Below are 15,205 nucleotides of genomic sequence, written 5' to 3'. Positions count from 1 at the left end.
CCCCGGCAGGCCGCCTTGGCATCCCGGATGACGGGCCACCCATCCCACCTCTCGCCCGATCTGGTCAGGCAGCCAACCCCAGCCTGACCGCCCGCGAATTTGCCCCGGTTACGGAAGAACCTAGCCAGGCGTGGCGCAGCGTCGCCGAAATTGGCGCTCCTGTCAGCCCGTCTCGCCGCCCTCGGGCCGGCGTCCATCCTGTCGAGGTCGGTCCGCTGCCCCGCCTGCCTGTCGCCGGGCGCTGGCAGGCGCGGCCTCGGGGCTTCGCGCCGACAGCGCATCGCCTCCTCGGGGCGCCCCCTTCGCTCGCCGGTCGATCGACCCATCGTGATCACCGCCCCGTGGCGCCTGAGCTTGGCCTGGAACCGTCGCATGGTCATGCGTCCCGGGGCTTCGGCGCGCGGCCCCGGGACCATGAGGGTGAGGCTATGCCTCAGCGATACGCCGCCGCGATGCCCAAGAAGTCCTCGGCCTTCAGGCTGGCCCCGCCGACGAGCGCACCGTCGACATTGGCCACCCCCATCAGCTCGGCGGCGTTCGACGGCTTCACCGACCCGCCGTAGAGGATCCGCACCTTGGCCCCCTCCCGGCCCAGGCGGCCTTCCAGCTCCGCCCGGATCAGTGCGTGCACCGCGGCGACGTCGTCCGCCGTGGGGGTGAGCCCGGTGCCGATCGCCCAGACCGGCTCGTAGGCGATCACCGTATCGGCGGCTGTGGTGCCATCGGGGAGCGAGCCGGCAAGCTGGCCGCGCACGATCTCCAGGGTCCGGCCGGCCTCGCGCTCCTCGCGGGTTTCGCCGACGCAGATGATCGCGACCAGCCCGGCCCGGCGGGCGGCGAGCGCCTTGGCGCGGATGTCGGCGTCGGTCTCGTGGTGATAGGCCCGGCGCTCGGAATGGCCGACGAGGGTCGCCGTGGCGCCGAGATCCGCCAGCATCTCGGCCGAGACGTCGCCCGTATAGGCGCCGCTCGCCTCGGCATGCACGTCCTGCCCGCCGACCGTGACGGAGGAGCCCTTCAGCGCGGCGGCCATCGCGCCGATCAGGGTCGCGGGCGGGCAGACCAGCACGTCGATGCGCTGCGCCAGCCCGGCATCGAGGCCGTCGCGGACCGCCTCGGCCACTTTCAGCGAGGCCGTGAGGCCGTTCATCTTCCAGTTTCCCGCCACCAGCGGGCGCGGCCGTTCGGTCGTCATGTGTCTCCCCCGATCGTCGACGAGCGTGCCATGCACAAGCGTTGCCGGGTAACAGGTCCGCCGCCGGGCGGCAAACCGGCGGCGGCGCCGCTCTTTGCCTTGCGGCGCTTATGCGGTATCGCGGCCGGATCCGGGCGTCCCCTCGCGGAAGGCGCCCTCATGGGTTTGTCTGAGGATCGCGATGCTCCAGGGGTTCCGCGCCGCCAGCCAGAGCTGGCTCGGCAAGATCGTGGTGACGGTGGTGTTCGGCCTCCTGATCGCGGGCCTCGCCATCTTCGGCATCGCCGATATCTTCCGGGGCGGCGGCAGCAACGCGGTCGCGACGGTCGGCAGCACGCCGATCCCGGCCGAGGCCCTGCGCACCGCCTACCAGAACCAGATCCAGCGCCTGTCGCGCCAGAGCCGCCGGCCGATCACGCCGGACCAGGCCCGGGCGCTCGGCCTCGACCGGCAGGTCCTGTCCCAGCTCATCACCGAGGCGTCCCTCGACCAGAAGACCAGGGATCTCGGGCTGCGCATCCCCGATTCCGCGGTGGTGCGGCTGATCCAGGAAGAGCCGGCCTTCAAGGGCCCAAGCGGCGCCTTCGACGTCAGCACCTTCCGCGACACCCTGCGCCAGGCCGGCCTGACCGAGCAGGGCTTCGTGCAGGAACAGCGCGCCGTCGCCGCCCGCCTCCAGCTCGCCGAGGCGATCACCGCCGACCTGCCGGTGCCGCTGGCCGCCCGCGAGGCGATCCACCGCTACACCGCCGAGCGCCGCGCCGCCGCCTATTTTACGCTGCCGGAGTCGGCCGCGGGCGAGATCCCGGCCCCGACCGAGGAGGCGGTCACCACCTTCTACAACGAGCGCAAGAGCGCGTTCCGGGCGCCGGAAGTCCGCAGCGTGAATCTCCTCGTCCTCGATCCCGCGACCCTGGCCAAGCCCGACGCCGTGACCGAGCCTGAGGCCCGCGCCCGCTACGAGTCCGAGAAGAGCCGTTTCGGAACCCCGGAGAAGCGCACGATCCAGCAAATCGTGTTCCCGAACGACGCCGACGCGGCGGCGGCGCTCGCCCGCCTGCGCAGCGGCGAGATCACCTTCGAGCAGGTCGCGACCGAGCGCGGCCTCGACGCCAAGGCGCTCGATCTCGGCACCTTCGCCAAGTCCGAGCTGTTCGACCCGGCGGTCGCCGACGCCGCCTTCGCGGCCGAGCCGAACGCCGTCAGCGAGCCGGTCAAGGGCCGCTTCGGCACGGTGCTGCTGCGGGTGACTGCGGTGCAGCCCGGCGCCCGAAAAGCCTTCGAGGAGGTGGCCGCCGAGGTGCGCCGGGAGGTTGCCCTCGACAAGGCCCGGGACGGGCTCGAGAAGGTCCACGACGCGATCGAGGACCAGCGCGCCGGCGCCAAGCCCTTGGCCGACATCGCCCGCGAGCAGGGCCTGAGCCTCGTCACCGTGCCGGCCGTCGACGCGCAGGGGCGCGATCCTCAGGGCAAGGCGGTGGACGCCATTCCCGACAAGGATGCGACGCTGTCGGCGATCTTCCGCAGCGACATGGGCGCCGACAACGAGGCCCTGCGCACCCGTTCGGGCGGCTATGTCTGGTACGACGTGACCAAGGTCGACCCGGCCCACGACAAGCCGCTGGCCGAGGTCCGCGACGCTGTGGTGGCCCAGTGGAGGGCCGACGAGATCGCCCGGCGCCTCGCCGCCAAGGCCCGGGAGGCGACCGAGCGGCTCGACAAGGGCGAGGCGATCGACGAAGTGGCGAAGTCCCTCGGCCAGGACGCGAAGACCGCCACCGACATCGCCCGCGGCCGCGGCCGCGACGGCCTCTCGACCGAGGGCGTCGCCCGCGTCTTCACGACCCCGGTGGGCAAGGCCGGCACCGCCGCCGGCGAGGAGACCGCCCGGGTGGTGTTCCGGGTGACGAGCGCCACGGTGCCGGCCTTCGTGCCGAGCGCCCAGGGTGCACTCGCAGTGGAGCAGCAGTATCGCACCGCGCTCGCCGACGACATCCTGGCCGAGTACATCGCCGACGTGCAGAAGCAGGCCGGCGTCTCGGTCAACGAGGGCGCGTTCCGCCGCGCCATCGGCGGCGAGTACTGATCCCGTGCTGGTCGCTCCCTCCCCCGAGGCCGCCGCGGCGGCCTACGCATCGGGCCGCCCGGTCCTCCTGCGCACCACCCTGGTGGCCGATCTCGAGACGCCGGTCGCCGCCTTCCTGAAGCTCAAGGCCGGCCGCGAAGGCGCGGCCTTCCTGCTCGAATCGGTCGAGGGCGGCGCCGTGCGCGGCCGCTACTCGATGATCGGGCTCGATCCCGACCTGATCTGGCGCTGCGCCGGCGGCCGGGCCGAGCGCGCCCGGGTGCCGGACCTCGCGGCTTTCTCTCCCGAGGACGCCCCGCCCCTCGACAGCCTGCGGGCGCTGATCGCCGAGAGCGCGATCCCGCCCGAACCCGGCCTGCCCCCGATGGCGGCCGGCCTGTTCGGCTATCTCGGCTACGACATGGTGCGGGAGATGGAGCGGCTCGACGCGCCCCATCCCGACCCGATCGGGGTGCCGGACGCGATCCTGGTCCGCCCGACCGTGATGGTGATCTTCGACGCCGTGCGCGACGAGATCGCCCTGGTGGCGCCGATCCGCCCCGTCCCCGGCCTGCCCGCGCGGGCCGCCTACGAGGCGGCGCTCGCGCGGCTGGAGCGCGCCGCCGACGCGCTGGAAGGCCCGCTGCCGGTCGAGGCACGGCAGAGCCCGACCGAGATCCCGGCCCCCGCCCAGGTCTCGAACATCGCGCCCGACGAGTTCCTCGGCATGGTGGCGCGGGCCAAGGCGTACATCGCGGCCGGCGACATCTTCCAGGTGGTGCTATCGCAGCGCTTCGAGGCGCCCTTCGCCCTCCCCGCCCTGGCGCTCTACCGGGCGCTGCGCCGGGTCAACCCGGCGCCGTTCCTCTGCTACCTCGATTTCGGCGCCTTCCAGATCGTGTGCTCGTCGCCCGAGATCCTGGTGCGGGTGCGCGACGGCGCGGTCACGATCCGGCCGATCGCCGGCACGCGCCGGCGCGGCGCGACGCCGGAGGAGGATCGGGCGCTGGCCGAGGAGCTGCTGGCCGACCCCAAGGAGCGCTCCGAGCACCTGATGCTGCTCGACCTCGGCCGCAACGACGTCGGCCGCGTCGCCGAGATCGGCAGCGTGCGGGTGACGGATTCGTTCTTCCTCGAATTCTACAGCCAGGTCATGCACATCGTGTCGAATGTCGAGGGCCGCCTCGATCTCCGGCACGACGCCCTCTCGGCTCTGGCGGCAGGATTCCCGGCCGGCACCGTCTCGGGCGCCCCGAAGGTGCGGGCGATGCAGATCATCGACGAACTGGAGCGCGAGAAGCGCGGGCCCTATGGCGGCTGCATCGGCTATTTCGGCGCCGACGGCCAGATGGATACCTGCATCGTGCTGCGCACCGCCATCGTCAAGGACGGCCGCATGCACGTCCAGGCGGGTGCGGGCATCGTGCACGATTCGGACCCGGCCTCCGAGCAGCAGGAATGCGTGAACAAGGCGAAGGCGTTGTTCCGGGCGGCGGAAGAGGCGGTCAGGTTCGCCGCGCAGGCGCGGCGGGGGCAGTAGCGGGCTCCCGTCGCTGGAGAGGAGCCGATGGCCATCCACGAGCAGACCGGCTCCGCGCCCTCACATCCGTCTGTGTCGGGCCTTGTCGCAGGCGAGCGCCCGGAATTCGACACGGCTGGCGTCGGCGATCGAGGCGGATCGCGTTCCGCCTTGTTCCTGCTGCGTCGGAGATCATGGCTCCCGGGTTCCGCTGCGCGGCCGCCGCACCGACTCTGTCCCGGGGCGCTCTCATGGTGAGGGGCCGGGCTCGATCGGGACGATGGATCGGGTGCGGCGAGAATTCAAGTCGATCCGGCTCATCGATCAAGCTTTCATAGTTCATCAACGGGCTGCGGGCCCGTGCGGTGCTTGAACCACGAAGTGACATAAAATAGCTTTGAGCATTTTCCTTATCTGATCGACACCCATCGCGAATTCGGGCTGATGGTGCGCGGGAACAAGCCTCTCGCCTGGTTCATGACGATCGTCAGCAATGAGCCTGACTGTCTCATCAGGGACTGGCGTCTATTCGCCAAGCGTCTGGCGTGGCATCGAACGTTCGAGATGATTCATCGGCCCGATGCGTCGGCGTCTTGGGCCGATGGTCTCAGACGGGCGTCCGATCCCGAGACCGTCCGCCAGCCGGATCGCCGACGCCAAGTACGCTCAGCCCCTACTCCGCCGGCGCCGGCCGATGCACGTCCTCATGCTCCGGCGGCTCGTCCACCGCCCCGACGAAGCGACCGAACAGCCGCCCCATCAGCCGCGACAGGTCGTCCATCAAGAGGAAGATCGCCGGCACGAAGAGCAGCGACAGCAGGGTCGAGACGATCAGCCCCGAGATCACCGCGATTGCCATGGGTGAGCGGAACTCCCCGCCGATGCCGAGGGCCATCGCGCTCGGCACCATGCCGGCCGCCATAGCGATCGTCGTCATCACGATCGGCCGGGCGCGCTTGGCGCCGGCCTGGGTGATGGCGGTGACGCGGTCGACGCCGCGGGCCATCTCCTCGACGGCGAAATCGACCAGCATGATGGCGTTCTTGGTCACCACGCCCATCAGCATCAGGATGCCGATCACCACCGGCATCGAGATCGGCCGGTTGAAGATCAGGAGGCCGAGAATCGCACCGCCGATCGAGAGCGGCAGCGAGAACAGGATGGTGAGGGGCTGGAAGAACGAGGCGAAGAGCAGGATCAGCACGCCCAGAACCATCATCAGGCCGGCGCCCATCGCCATGGCGAAGCCCTCGAACACCTCGCCCATCACCTCGGCGTCGCCGGTCTGGCGCAAGCTGATGCCGGGCGGCAGGTTGCGGGCGGTGGGGGTGTTCATCGCGAGCTTGATCTGCTCGCCCAGCGCGTCCGAGCCCTGCATGTTGGCTTCCAGCGCCACGCGCACCGCCCGGTCGTAGCGGTCGATCGCCGTCGGCCCGCGGCCGAGGCTGATATCGGCCACCGCCGAGAGCGGCACCGAGGCGCCGTTCTTCGCCGGCACCTTCAGGCTCTCCAGGGCCGAGAGGTCGCCGCGCAGGGACATCGGCAGTTGCACCCGGATCGGGATCTGCCGGTCGGTGGCGTTGAACTTGGCGAGGTTCTGGCCGATGTCGCCGATCGTGCCGACCCGCACCGTCTCGGCGATGGTGTCGGTCGAGACGCCGAGATCGGCGGCGACGCCGGGTTTGGGGCGGATGCGGACCTCGGTCCGGTCGAGGGGCGCGGTCGACATCACGTTGACGAGGTTCGGCAGGGCCGCGACCTCGCGCTGCATCCGCTCGGCGACCTCGGTCACCTGGGCAGTGTCGCCGCCGGCGACGATCAGCGTGAAGTCGCGCTGGCCGCCCTCGCGCAGGGACCAGTAGCGCACGTCCGGCTCGTCGCGCATCAGGTCCATGATCGCCGCTTCCACGTCGGCCTGCTTGCGCGCCCTCGCGTTCTTCGGCGTCAGGTTGATGGTGAGGGTGGCGAGCCGCACCTCCTTCTTGCCCGGCAGCTGGCGGCCACCGTCGACGAAGACGGAGCGGACCTCCGGCAGGGTGCGGATGCGCTGGGCGATCCGGTCGGTGACGGCGATCGTGTCCGCGAGCCGCGCGCCCGGCGGCAACTCGACCACCATCAGGGTGCGGGCCGCGTCCTCCTTGGGCAGGAAGCCGGCGGGGAGCAGGCTGGTGGAGAGGATGGAAGCGGCAAACAGCGCGAGGCCGACCACCAGGGTCACGAATTTGTGCCGCACCGACCACAGGACGAGGCGGTTGTAGACCCGCATCACCGGGCCCTCGCGCTCCTCGTGGTGGCCGTGATCGCGCAGGAAATAGGCCGCCATCATCGGGGTGATGAGGCGGGCGACCAGGAGCGACATGAACACCGCCGCCGCGATGGTGAGGCCGAACTGCTTGAAGTACTGCCCGGCGATGCCGCCCATGAACGAGACGGGGGCGAAGATCGCGACCAGAGTCGCCGTGATGGCGATGACGGCGAGGCCGATCTCGTCGGCGCCCTCGATCGACGCCCGGTAGGGCGACTTGCCGAGGCGGACATGGCGGACGATGTTCTCGATCTCCACGATCGCGTCGTCGACCAGGATGCCGGTGACGAGGGTGATGGCGAGCAGGCTCACCGCATTGAGCGAGAAGCCCATCGCGCTCATCGCCCAGAAGGTCGGAAAGATCGAGAGCGGCAGGGCCACCGCGGCGATCAGCGTCGCGCGCCAGTCGCGCAGGAACAGGAACACCACCAGCACCGCCAGCGCCGCACCTTCCATCAGGCTGTGCATGGCGGATTCGTAGTTGCCGATCGTGTTGGTGACCGAGCTGTCGATCCGGTCGAAGCGCACGCCCGGATAAGCCTGGCCCAGCTCCTCGATCTTCTTGGCCACCACCTCGCCCACCGAGGCATCGCTGGCGCCGCTCGCCCGCGAGATCGCGAAAGCGACGACCGGCTCGCCGTTGAGGCGCGCGAAGGTGCGGGGCTCCTCGGCCCCGTCGCTCAAGGTGGCGAGATCGTCGAGCCGCACCTTGCGCCCGCCGGGGAGCACGATGGTGGTCGCCGCCAGGGTGTCGAGGGTCGAGGAGGCGGCCAGCGTCCGGATCGACTGTTCCTGGCCGCCGATCTCGGCCCGGCCGCCGGCCATGTCGGCGGAGGTCAGGCGCAATTGCCGGTTCACGTCGGCGGCCGTGATGCCGAGCGCCAGCAGCCGGTCGGGCTTGAGGGTCACCCGCACCTCGCGGGCGACGCCGCCGAGGCGCTCGACCCCGCCGACGCCGCGCAGGCCCTGGATCTGGCGCGCCACCACGTCGTCGACGAACCAGGACAGGTCCTCGGGCGTCATCGCGGGGGCGGAGGCGCCGTAGACCATGATCGGCAGGCCGGCGACCTCAACCCGGGAGATGATCGGCTCGTCGATCGTCCGTGGCAGGTTCATCCGGATCTTGGCGATCGCGTCCTTGACGTCGTTGACGGCCCGGTCGGTGTTCACCTCCAGGCGAAACTCGATCGTCGTCGCCGAGGTGCCCTCGGTGATCGCCGAGATGACGTGCTTGACGCCCTTCACCCCCGCCACCGCGTCCTCGACCCATTTGGTGACCTGGGTCTGCAACTCGCTCGGGGCGGCGCCGGCCTGGGTCACCGTCACCGAGACGATCGGGATGTCGATGTTGGGGAAACGGGTGATCGGCAGGCTGCGGAAGCTCACGAGGCCGAGCAGCCCGAGCACCAGGAAGAGCACGATCGAGGGGATCGGCTTGCGGATCGCCCAGGCGGAGACGTTGAGGCGCATTGGTCGGGACCGATCAGGAGTGTCGCGGGGAACCGGGCGTCAGGGACGCCCGGCCTCGGCGGTCGCCGGCAGGGCGGGATAGATCGGCCGCACCCGGTCACCATCGCGCAGGAAGCTGCCCGCCCGGGCCACCACCGCCTCCCCGGCCTTCACGCCGTCGCGGACCTCGATGACGCCGCCGGCCGAAAGGCCGGTGCGGATCGGGCGCAGCTCGACCCGCTCGCCGGAGACCACCAGCACGGTCGGGCCCGACGCCCCGTAGACCACCGAGGCCAGCGGCACCGCGACGCCGGTGCGCCGCGCCGCCTCGACGGCGCCGCGGGCGAAGGCGCCGATTCGCAGGCGCGGATCGGCCGCGAGCGCGATCCGGACCTTGCCGAGCCGCGTCGCCCGGTCGATCTCCGGATAGACCACGCGGACCTTCCCCGAGACCGCCACCGGCCCCTCCGTCGTGTCGAGATCGAGGCTCGCCGGGGCCCCGGCGCGAAGCCGCGCCAGGCCGGTCTCCGGCACCTCGCCTTCGAGTTCGATCTCGCCGCGGGCGATCAGGCGGAAGAGCGGCTCGGCGGAGGCGCTCGCGGTGGCGCCGATCCGGGCGGTGCGGCGGCTGACGATGCCGCCCTCCGGTGCGCGGATCTCCGTGCGGGCGAGCTTCAGGTCGAGTTCGCTGCGCTGCGCCCGCGCCTGGGCGAGGTCGGCCTGCGCGATGGCGAGGCCGTTGCGGGCGGCCGACAGCCGACCCTCGGCGCTCTTGGCCGCCGATTCCCGCTGCTCCAGCACCGCGGCGGTGCCGTTGCCGGACTTCATCAGACTCTGGGCGCGCTCCAGGGACAAGGCAGCCTCGGTCTGCGCGGCCTCCGCCTGCACGATGGTGCTGCGCGCCTGGGCGACCGCACCCTCCGCTCGGGCGATGGCGGCGGCGTTCTGGGCGAGCTGGGTGTCGAGCATCTCGCGGGAGAGCCGCGCCAGCACGGCCCCCTTGGCGACCCGGTCGCCCTCCTCCACCAGCAACTCGGTGATGCGGCAGCCCTCGATCTCGGGCGAGACCAGGATCTCGTCGCGCGGGACCAGGGTGCCGGTGACGACGGCGCGCTCGACGATCTCGCGCTCGGCCGCCACCGCGACGGTGACGGCGGGCGCGGGCGCGCCGGTGATGACGGGGCCGGCGGCGGGCAGGGTCTCGGCGGCGAGGACGGGGGCAGCCGTCGCGAGGGCGACGAGGAGAGCGGCCGGAACGCCGGCGAGGCGATGGGAGCGGATCATCGAGCGGGTTCCGGATGGGTCGAGGCAGAGACCGGCTCCGTGCCGGTCGGGTCGAAGCGGCCCTCGAGCGCCGCCCCGATCAGGGCCAGCATGGCGTCGATGACGGGGCCGGTGGCGAAATCGGGGGAGAGGGCGCGGCGGACCATGATGCCGTCGGCCATCACCATGGCGAGGCGGGCCAACGCCTCCGGGTCGGCGCCGGGCGCCGGAGCGGCCAGGCGGCCTTGCGCCTGACGGTAGAGACCCGACAGGCGCGACGAGATCTCGCGCTCGAAGTCCCGGCAGATCGCCGCCATGGCGGGGTTGCGGGTCGCCTCGGCCCACATCTCCACGCAGAGCACCGCCTTCTCGGCCGGGGCCTCGGCGAGGTGGCGCCGCGCCAGGGCCGCGAAGGCCGGCATCAGATCCGGAGCCGACTCGATGCCGGAAAAGTCGTCGGCCACCGCGGCGCGGTCGCGTTCGGCGAGGCCGGCCACGATCGCGTCCTTCGAGGGGAAGTAGCGGTAGAGGTTGCCGGGGCTCATGCCGGCCTCCACCGCCACGTCGTGCATCGTGGCGCGGTGGAACCCGTGGCGCACGAAGCACGCCTCCGCCGCATCGAGGATGCGGGTGCGGCGCTCCTCGGCCGGATCGAGACGGCTCCGGCTGGCGTCAGAACGGCTGGCTTGAGAGGACACGCGGGGGGCGCCTTGAGAATGAACGTTCATTCTCTATACCCGAACGGGTGTACCCGCAACGCTCGATCCCGTGCAACTTCCGCTCGCCGGACCGCGTTGAAGACAAGAATCTCAGCCTTCAACGGGAGGACATGTTCATGGCCATCTTCCAAGTCAGGCAGGTCACGACCGGCGCCATTCTTTGGACCGGCGGCGCCGAGAACGAGACCCAGGCCCTCGACGCGATGGCGCGCGAGGCGGGCTATGCCGATTTCGCGGCGATCCCGGAATCGCTGCGGGGAGCGGGCACCAGGGTGGACCGTCTCAATCTCGGCTGAGCCGGGAATCGCGCGCGATCGATCGCCCATGACAAGGCCGGGGCTCGCGCCCCGGCCTTGTCATGGGCGGGGATCGTGAGCGTTTTATGGTTAAGGAAAGGTGACCGGAGCCGGCCCATACCAGAGCTGGCCCATGCGGCATTGCGCCGCCAGGTTAGAGACCACGTGCGCGACAGCCCGCTCGATCGATGATCGACAAGTTCACACCCACGGCGTCGTTTCCGCCGAGATGGTCCAGCAGTCTTCCAACCGTCAAGGCAGGACGGCCAGCAAGCCGGTAAACCTGTCGCAAGCGGCATCGGATCCGCTCACGCAACCACCGGCATCCCCTGCCCCGGAACCCGTCGGGCTCCGGCATGCCCGGCAGCGCATAGAAGCACCCGCCACCGACCGGCTTGATCTATTCCTCCAGCGGCTTGCCGTTGAGCCGGTTCTGCACGGCCATGAAGCCGGCTTCGATGTCGGCCTGGTAGCAGCAGAACAACAGGCCCATGTCGCGTCGCCCCGTTTGGGGTGCTTCCGGCCGAGTCGTTGTAGCCGCGGCGCAGGATCAGGCTGCCCCCGGATTGGCGAGGGTGGTGATCAGCGCCGCCCAGCGGGCGTTGCGCCGCACGGCCTGCTCGTCGCCGCTCAACGTCAGGATGAAGGCAGCGCCGAGGAGGGCGTGCAGGGTGGTCTCGGCGGTGTTGGCGCAGACTTGCAGCAGCAGGTCGCCCGGTAGAGCCTGCCATCAAGGGAAGCGGTCGATCGGCCGCGAGATGCCGCGGCTTGGCGCCGGCAAGGCCGTAGCGGTCGTCGAACAGGCTCGCGCCGACGCTGAGCGTGGCGGTGAGCTTGTCGGACAGCAGAGAGGTCGGTGTTTAATCCAAAAATCCGCCTTTTTTTGAGCACCACACCTCGCTTCTTCTTTGTAATAACCTGAAGATCCCGGCGATCGTCGGGAGAGCCGGTCGGGGCCGGCGAAGGACCGGCTAAAGGCCCGCGAGGGGTCAGCAAGGGCCGGCTTCTCAGATTCGCCGCTTTTTCCGCTTACGTGGACCATGCCGGCCGCGTCGGTCGGTCTCGTTAACCGTGCGGATGCCGGCTCGGCGCATGATCGGACAGGCTCCCGGCCGGTCCTCCCTGCGCGGAGGGCGGCCGCCCCCCCTCGAGCGTGCTATCCCGCCGATGATCCGCCTCGACAACGTCACCAAGATCTACAAGACGGACGGATACCGCCGCATCATCCTCGACCAGGCTTCGCTGACCCTGAAGCCCGGGGTCAGCTACGGCATCCTGGGCATCAACGGTGCCGGCAAGTCGACGACCTTGCGGCTGCTGGCCGGCTGCGAGATGCCGACCCGGGGCCGCGTGATCCGCACCACGCGCATCTCCTGGCCCCTGGGCTTCGGCGGCGGCTTTCACCCGATGATGACGGGGCGCGAGAACGTGATCTTCGTGGCCCGCATCCACGGCGAGGATCCCCGCCGGGTGCTGGCCTTCGTGGAGGATTTCGCCGAACTGGGCGACTACATGAACGTGCCGATCCGCAACTACTCCTCGGGCATGGGCGCGCGGCTCGCCTTCGGCATGAGCATGGCGATCCCGTTCGATTGCTACATCGTCGACGAGATCACCGGGGTCGGCGATGCGCGCTTCGCCAAGCGCTGCGAGGAGGTGTGGAGCCAGCGGCGGGCGAATGCCGACATCATCATGTGCTCCCACTCGATGGACACGATCCGGGATTACGCCCAGCAGGGGATCGTGCTGGCGAATGGCCGCGCGGTGATCTATCCCGACATCAATGACGCAATCGAGGTCTATCAGCGCCTCAACCAGTGAGCGCCGTGCGATCCGGCCTCGTCCCGCCATCCCATCCCGACCTCCCTGACGGCCGGCGCCTCCCGTGCCCCGGCTCCGCCCGCAGCCGGAACCCCCTGTCATGACGATCGACGCCCGCAACCCGGAAGGCAAGGCGCTCAGCCCCGCCGACCGCTCCCGGCTGATCGGCGAGGCCCTGCGGCAGGCGGCCCGGGTGTCGCGCTTCTCGAACCCGAACAAGTCGACCATCCGAACGATCCGGGCGCAGAAGCGCCGGGACATCATCACCCCGTTGCTGTTCCTGTTCCTGTTCGTGCTCCCGTCCTTAAGCAGCGCCCTGTTCTTCGGCGTCTACCTGTCGGACCGCTACGTGACCGAGGCGCGCTTCGCCCTGCGGCCGGCGATCGGCGGGGCGGAGAAGGCGACGCCCGACGCGGTCGGTACCACCTCCAGCATCCCGTCCCAGATGATCGCCCAGGACTCGATGATCATCGGCGAGTACATCAAGAGCCGGACGATGGTCGAGACGCTCGAGCGCACCCTGCCGCTGCGGGAGATGTTCTCCCGCGACGACATCGACCACTACTCGCGCTTCGATGCCGAGAAGCCGATCGAGAAGCTCGTCCGCTACTGGGGCAATCGGGTGAAGGTCGGCGTCGAATCGTCCGGCCTGATCTCGGTCGCGATCAATGCCTTCAGTGCGGACGATTCCCTGGCGCTGAACCGGGCCGTGCTCGCCGAGAGCGAGCGGATGGTGAATCAGCTCACCGACCGGGCCCGCAAGGACGCGCTGGCGGAGAGCGAGCGCGAGATGAAGCGCGCCGAGGAGCGGCTGATGAAGGTCCAGCTCGCGGTGCGAGACCTGCGCAACCGCGACGGCGTGCTCGACGCCCAGAAGGCCAACGACACCAACCTGAAGATGGTCGCGGAGATCCGCACCCAGCGGATCAACCTGGCGGTGAAGCTCAGCCTGCTCCAGCGCGACCTGCGTGACGAGAGTCGCAGCATCCAGGATCTCAAGGCACAGATCGCCCAGCTCGACGAGACCATCGCGCGCATCGAGCGCGAGGCGGCCAACCAGGATCCGGAGCAGCGCCGGGTGCTGTCGGCCACGCTGACGAAGTTCGAGGAACTCGACGCGGAGCGCAAGAACGCCGAGAAGTACTATGCCGCGACGATCTCCGCGCGGGAGCGCTCGCGGATGATCGCCGACCGGCAGATCGAGTTCTTCAGCATGATCGTCGAGCCGGTCCGGGCGGAATCGGCCCAGCAGCCGCGGCGCATGCTGTCCATCACCATTGCGATCGCCCTCTCGGCCCTGGCCTTCGGCCTCTCGGTGCTGATGCGCAAGGCCCTCGCCTGATCCCCTCCGCCTGATCCTCTCACCGCCCCGGCCCGGGGCGGGCGCCGATCTCGAACCCTCGCCGCCCGGGCGAGGCACGGACCGACCATGCTCTCCCCCGCGCCGTCCGGCTGGACGCTCTTCCGCAACCGCGACTTCCGGCTCTTCGGCGGCGCCCGCTTCCTCACCGGGCTCGCCTACCAGATGCAGGCGGTGGCGGTGGGGTGGTTCGTCTACGACCTCACCCGCAGCGCCCTCGCCCTCGGCTTCGTCGGGCTGGCGAGCTTCGCACCGGCAATGCTCGGGGCGCTCGTCACCGGGCACGTCGCCGATACCTACGACCGGCGCCGGATCGCGGCCGTGGCCTACGGGCTCCTGGCCCTCGCCGGCCTCGGCCTGATGGGGCTCGCCGTTTCCCACACCGCGCCGGTCTGGCCGGTCTATGCCCTGATGGTGCTGGTCGGCACCGCCCGCGCCTTCGCCAACCCGGCAAGCCAGGCGCTGATGCCGACGCTCGTGCCGCGCGAGCAGTTCGGCAGCGCCATCGCGCTCAACTCCTCGCTGTGGCAGAGCGCGTCGGTCACCGGCCCGGCCTTGGGTGGCCTGCTCTACGCGCTCGGGCCGGCAGTGGTGTTCGGCCTCGCCGCCGCCTGCTTCGGCCTCGCGGCCCTCAGCATCATCGGCATCCGGCCGCGCCCCGCCGCCGTCACCACCCGGCCGGCCGTGACCTGGGGCACTTTGCTCGCCGGCCTCACCTACATCCGCTCGCAGCCGGTGGTGCTCGGCGCCATCACCCTCGATCTCGTCGCGGTGCTGCTCGGCGGCGCCACCGCGCTCCTGCCGATCTTCGCCCAGGAGGTGCTGCTCGTCGGCCCCCTCGGCCTCGGCCTCCTGCGCAGCATGCCGGCGCTCGGCTCGGTTGCGACCGCGATCGTTCTCGCCCAGCGCCCGCTGACCCGCCAGGTCGGCCCGCGGCTGCTGCTCGCCGTCGGGGTGTTCGGCCTCGCCACGGTGGGGTTCGGCCTCTCGACCTCGCTGCCGCTGTCGATGGCCTGCCTGTTCGTGACGGGGGCGGCCGACATGGTCAGCGTCTATGTCCGCCAGAGCCTGGTCCAGGGCGAGACGCCGGACGCGATGCGCGGCCGGGTCGCGGCGGTCAACACCGTGTTCATCGGCGCCTCGAACGAACTCGGCGAGTTCGAATCCGGCACGCTCGCGGCCTTCATCGGGGCGGTGCCGGCGGGGGGGGGGG

General features: G+C 70.7%; 11 protein-coding genes. 6 read left to right on the top strand and 5 right to left on the bottom strand.

Annotated features, from left to right (window positions below; all coding sequences use genetic code 11):
- Nucleotides 1-433 precede the first annotated feature (433 nt).
- On the bottom strand, nt 434-1,195 hold the full coding sequence (gene tpiA, locus VP06_RS23600; RefSeq protein WP_048466244.1) for a triose-phosphate isomerase: 762 nt from the start codon (nt 1,193-1,195) through the stop codon (nt 434-436).
- A 181-nt stretch (nt 1,196-1,376) separates the two neighbouring features.
- Between tpiA and VP06_RS23595 the strand changes: the two genes are divergently transcribed.
- Both VP06_RS23595 and trpE read left to right on the top strand, forming a co-directional pair.
- Nucleotides 1,377-3,281, top strand: coding sequence for a peptidylprolyl isomerase (locus VP06_RS23595; RefSeq protein ID WP_048466243.1), 1,905 nt, complete (start codon nt 1,377-1,379; stop codon nt 3,279-3,281).
- A gap of 4 nt (nt 3,282-3,285) precedes the next feature.
- Nucleotides 3,286-4,800 carry an anthranilate synthase component I gene (trpE, locus tag VP06_RS23590; RefSeq protein WP_048466242.1) on the top strand — a complete coding sequence of 505 codons (1,515 nt, stop codon included), beginning with the start codon at nt 3,286-3,288 and terminating at the stop codon, nt 4,798-4,800.
- Between the two features lie 652 nt (nt 4,801-5,452).
- Here trpE and VP06_RS23585 read toward each other — a convergent pair.
- The 3 genes from VP06_RS23585 to VP06_RS23575 are packed head-to-tail and all read right to left on the bottom strand — an operon-like array spanning nt 5,453 to nt 10,494.
- Nucleotides 5,453-8,554: an efflux RND transporter permease subunit gene (locus VP06_RS23585; protein WP_048466241.1), complete on the bottom strand. Its 3,102-nt coding sequence runs from the start codon at nt 8,552-8,554 to the stop codon at nt 5,453-5,455.
- A 39-nt stretch (nt 8,555-8,593) separates the two neighbouring features.
- Nucleotides 8,594-9,817, bottom strand: a complete 1,224-nt coding sequence (locus tag VP06_RS23580; RefSeq protein ID WP_048466240.1) for an efflux RND transporter periplasmic adaptor subunit — start codon at nt 9,815-9,817, stop codon at nt 8,594-8,596.
- Nucleotides 9,814-10,494: a TetR/AcrR family transcriptional regulator gene (locus VP06_RS23575; RefSeq protein WP_048466239.1), complete on the bottom strand. Its 681-nt coding sequence runs from the start codon at nt 10,492-10,494 to the stop codon at nt 9,814-9,816. Before VP06_RS23575 ends, VP06_RS23580 begins: the two co-directional genes overlap by 4 nt.
- A 137-nt stretch (nt 10,495-10,631) precedes the next feature.
- Here VP06_RS23575 and VP06_RS23570 point away from each other — a divergent pair, with 137 nt between their 5' ends.
- Complete coding sequence (locus VP06_RS23570) at nt 10,632-10,811, top strand: hypothetical protein (protein WP_048466245.1); 180 nt, start codon at nt 10,632-10,634, stop codon at nt 10,809-10,811.
- Between the two features lie 400 nt (nt 10,812-11,211).
- On the opposite strand, the gene VP06_RS38795 is transcribed toward VP06_RS23570, so the two are convergent.
- Nucleotides 11,212-11,304, bottom strand: a complete 93-nt coding sequence (locus tag VP06_RS38795) for a hypothetical protein (RefSeq protein ID WP_342586841.1) — start codon at nt 11,302-11,304, stop codon at nt 11,212-11,214.
- Between the two features lie 674 nt (nt 11,305-11,978).
- Here VP06_RS38795 and VP06_RS23565 point away from each other — a divergent pair.
- The 3 genes from VP06_RS23565 to VP06_RS23555 all read left to right on the top strand — a co-directional run.
- Nucleotides 11,979-12,632 (top strand): ABC transporter ATP-binding protein, encoded by a 654-nt coding sequence (locus VP06_RS23565; protein ID WP_048466238.1) that lies wholly within the window; start codon nt 11,979-11,981, stop codon nt 12,630-12,632.
- A 100-nt stretch (nt 12,633-12,732) separates the two neighbouring features.
- Entirely contained in the window at nt 12,733-13,974 is a 1,242-nt protein-coding gene (locus VP06_RS23560) for a KpsE/RkpR family capsule polysaccharide export protein (protein WP_048466237.1), read from the top strand.
- An 87-nt stretch (nt 13,975-14,061) separates the two neighbouring features.
- A partial coding sequence (locus tag VP06_RS23555; protein ID WP_048466236.1) for an MFS transporter occupies nt 14,062-15,205 on the top strand: 1,144 nt, incomplete at its 3' end.

The organism is Methylobacterium aquaticum (assembly GCF_001043915.1).
In the GTDB taxonomy this organism is placed as follows: Bacteria; Pseudomonadota; Alphaproteobacteria; order Rhizobiales; family Beijerinckiaceae; genus Methylobacterium; species Methylobacterium aquaticum.
The sequence above is the reverse complement of the archived record's forward strand: the minus strand, read 5'-3'. Positions and strand labels throughout refer to the sequence as shown.

Coding starts and splice junctions, on each gene's coding strand:
- VP06_RS23580 (WP_048466240.1), bottom strand. CDS start 9,817: ATGATCCGCTCCCATCGCCTCGCCGGCGTTCCGGCCGCTCTCCTCGTC.
- VP06_RS38795 (WP_342586841.1), bottom strand. CDS start 11,304: ATGGGCCTGTTGTTCTGCTGCTACCAGGCCGACATCGAAGCCGGCTTC.
- tpiA (WP_048466244.1), bottom strand. CDS start 1,195: ATGACGACCGAACGGCCGCGCCCGCTGGTGGCGGGAAACTGGAAGATG.
- VP06_RS23595 (WP_048466243.1), top strand. CDS start 1,377: ATGCTCCAGGGGTTCCGCGCCGCCAGCCAGAGCTGGCTCGGCAAGATC.
- VP06_RS23560 (WP_048466237.1), top strand. CDS start 12,733: ATGACGATCGACGCCCGCAACCCGGAAGGCAAGGCGCTCAGCCCCGCC.
- VP06_RS23565 (WP_048466238.1), top strand. CDS start 11,979: ATGATCCGCCTCGACAACGTCACCAAGATCTACAAGACGGACGGATAC.
- VP06_RS23585 (WP_048466241.1), bottom strand. CDS start 8,554: ATGCGCCTCAACGTCTCCGCCTGGGCGATCCGCAAGCCGATCCCCTCG.
- VP06_RS23570 (WP_048466245.1), top strand. CDS start 10,632: ATGGCCATCTTCCAAGTCAGGCAGGTCACGACCGGCGCCATTCTTTGG.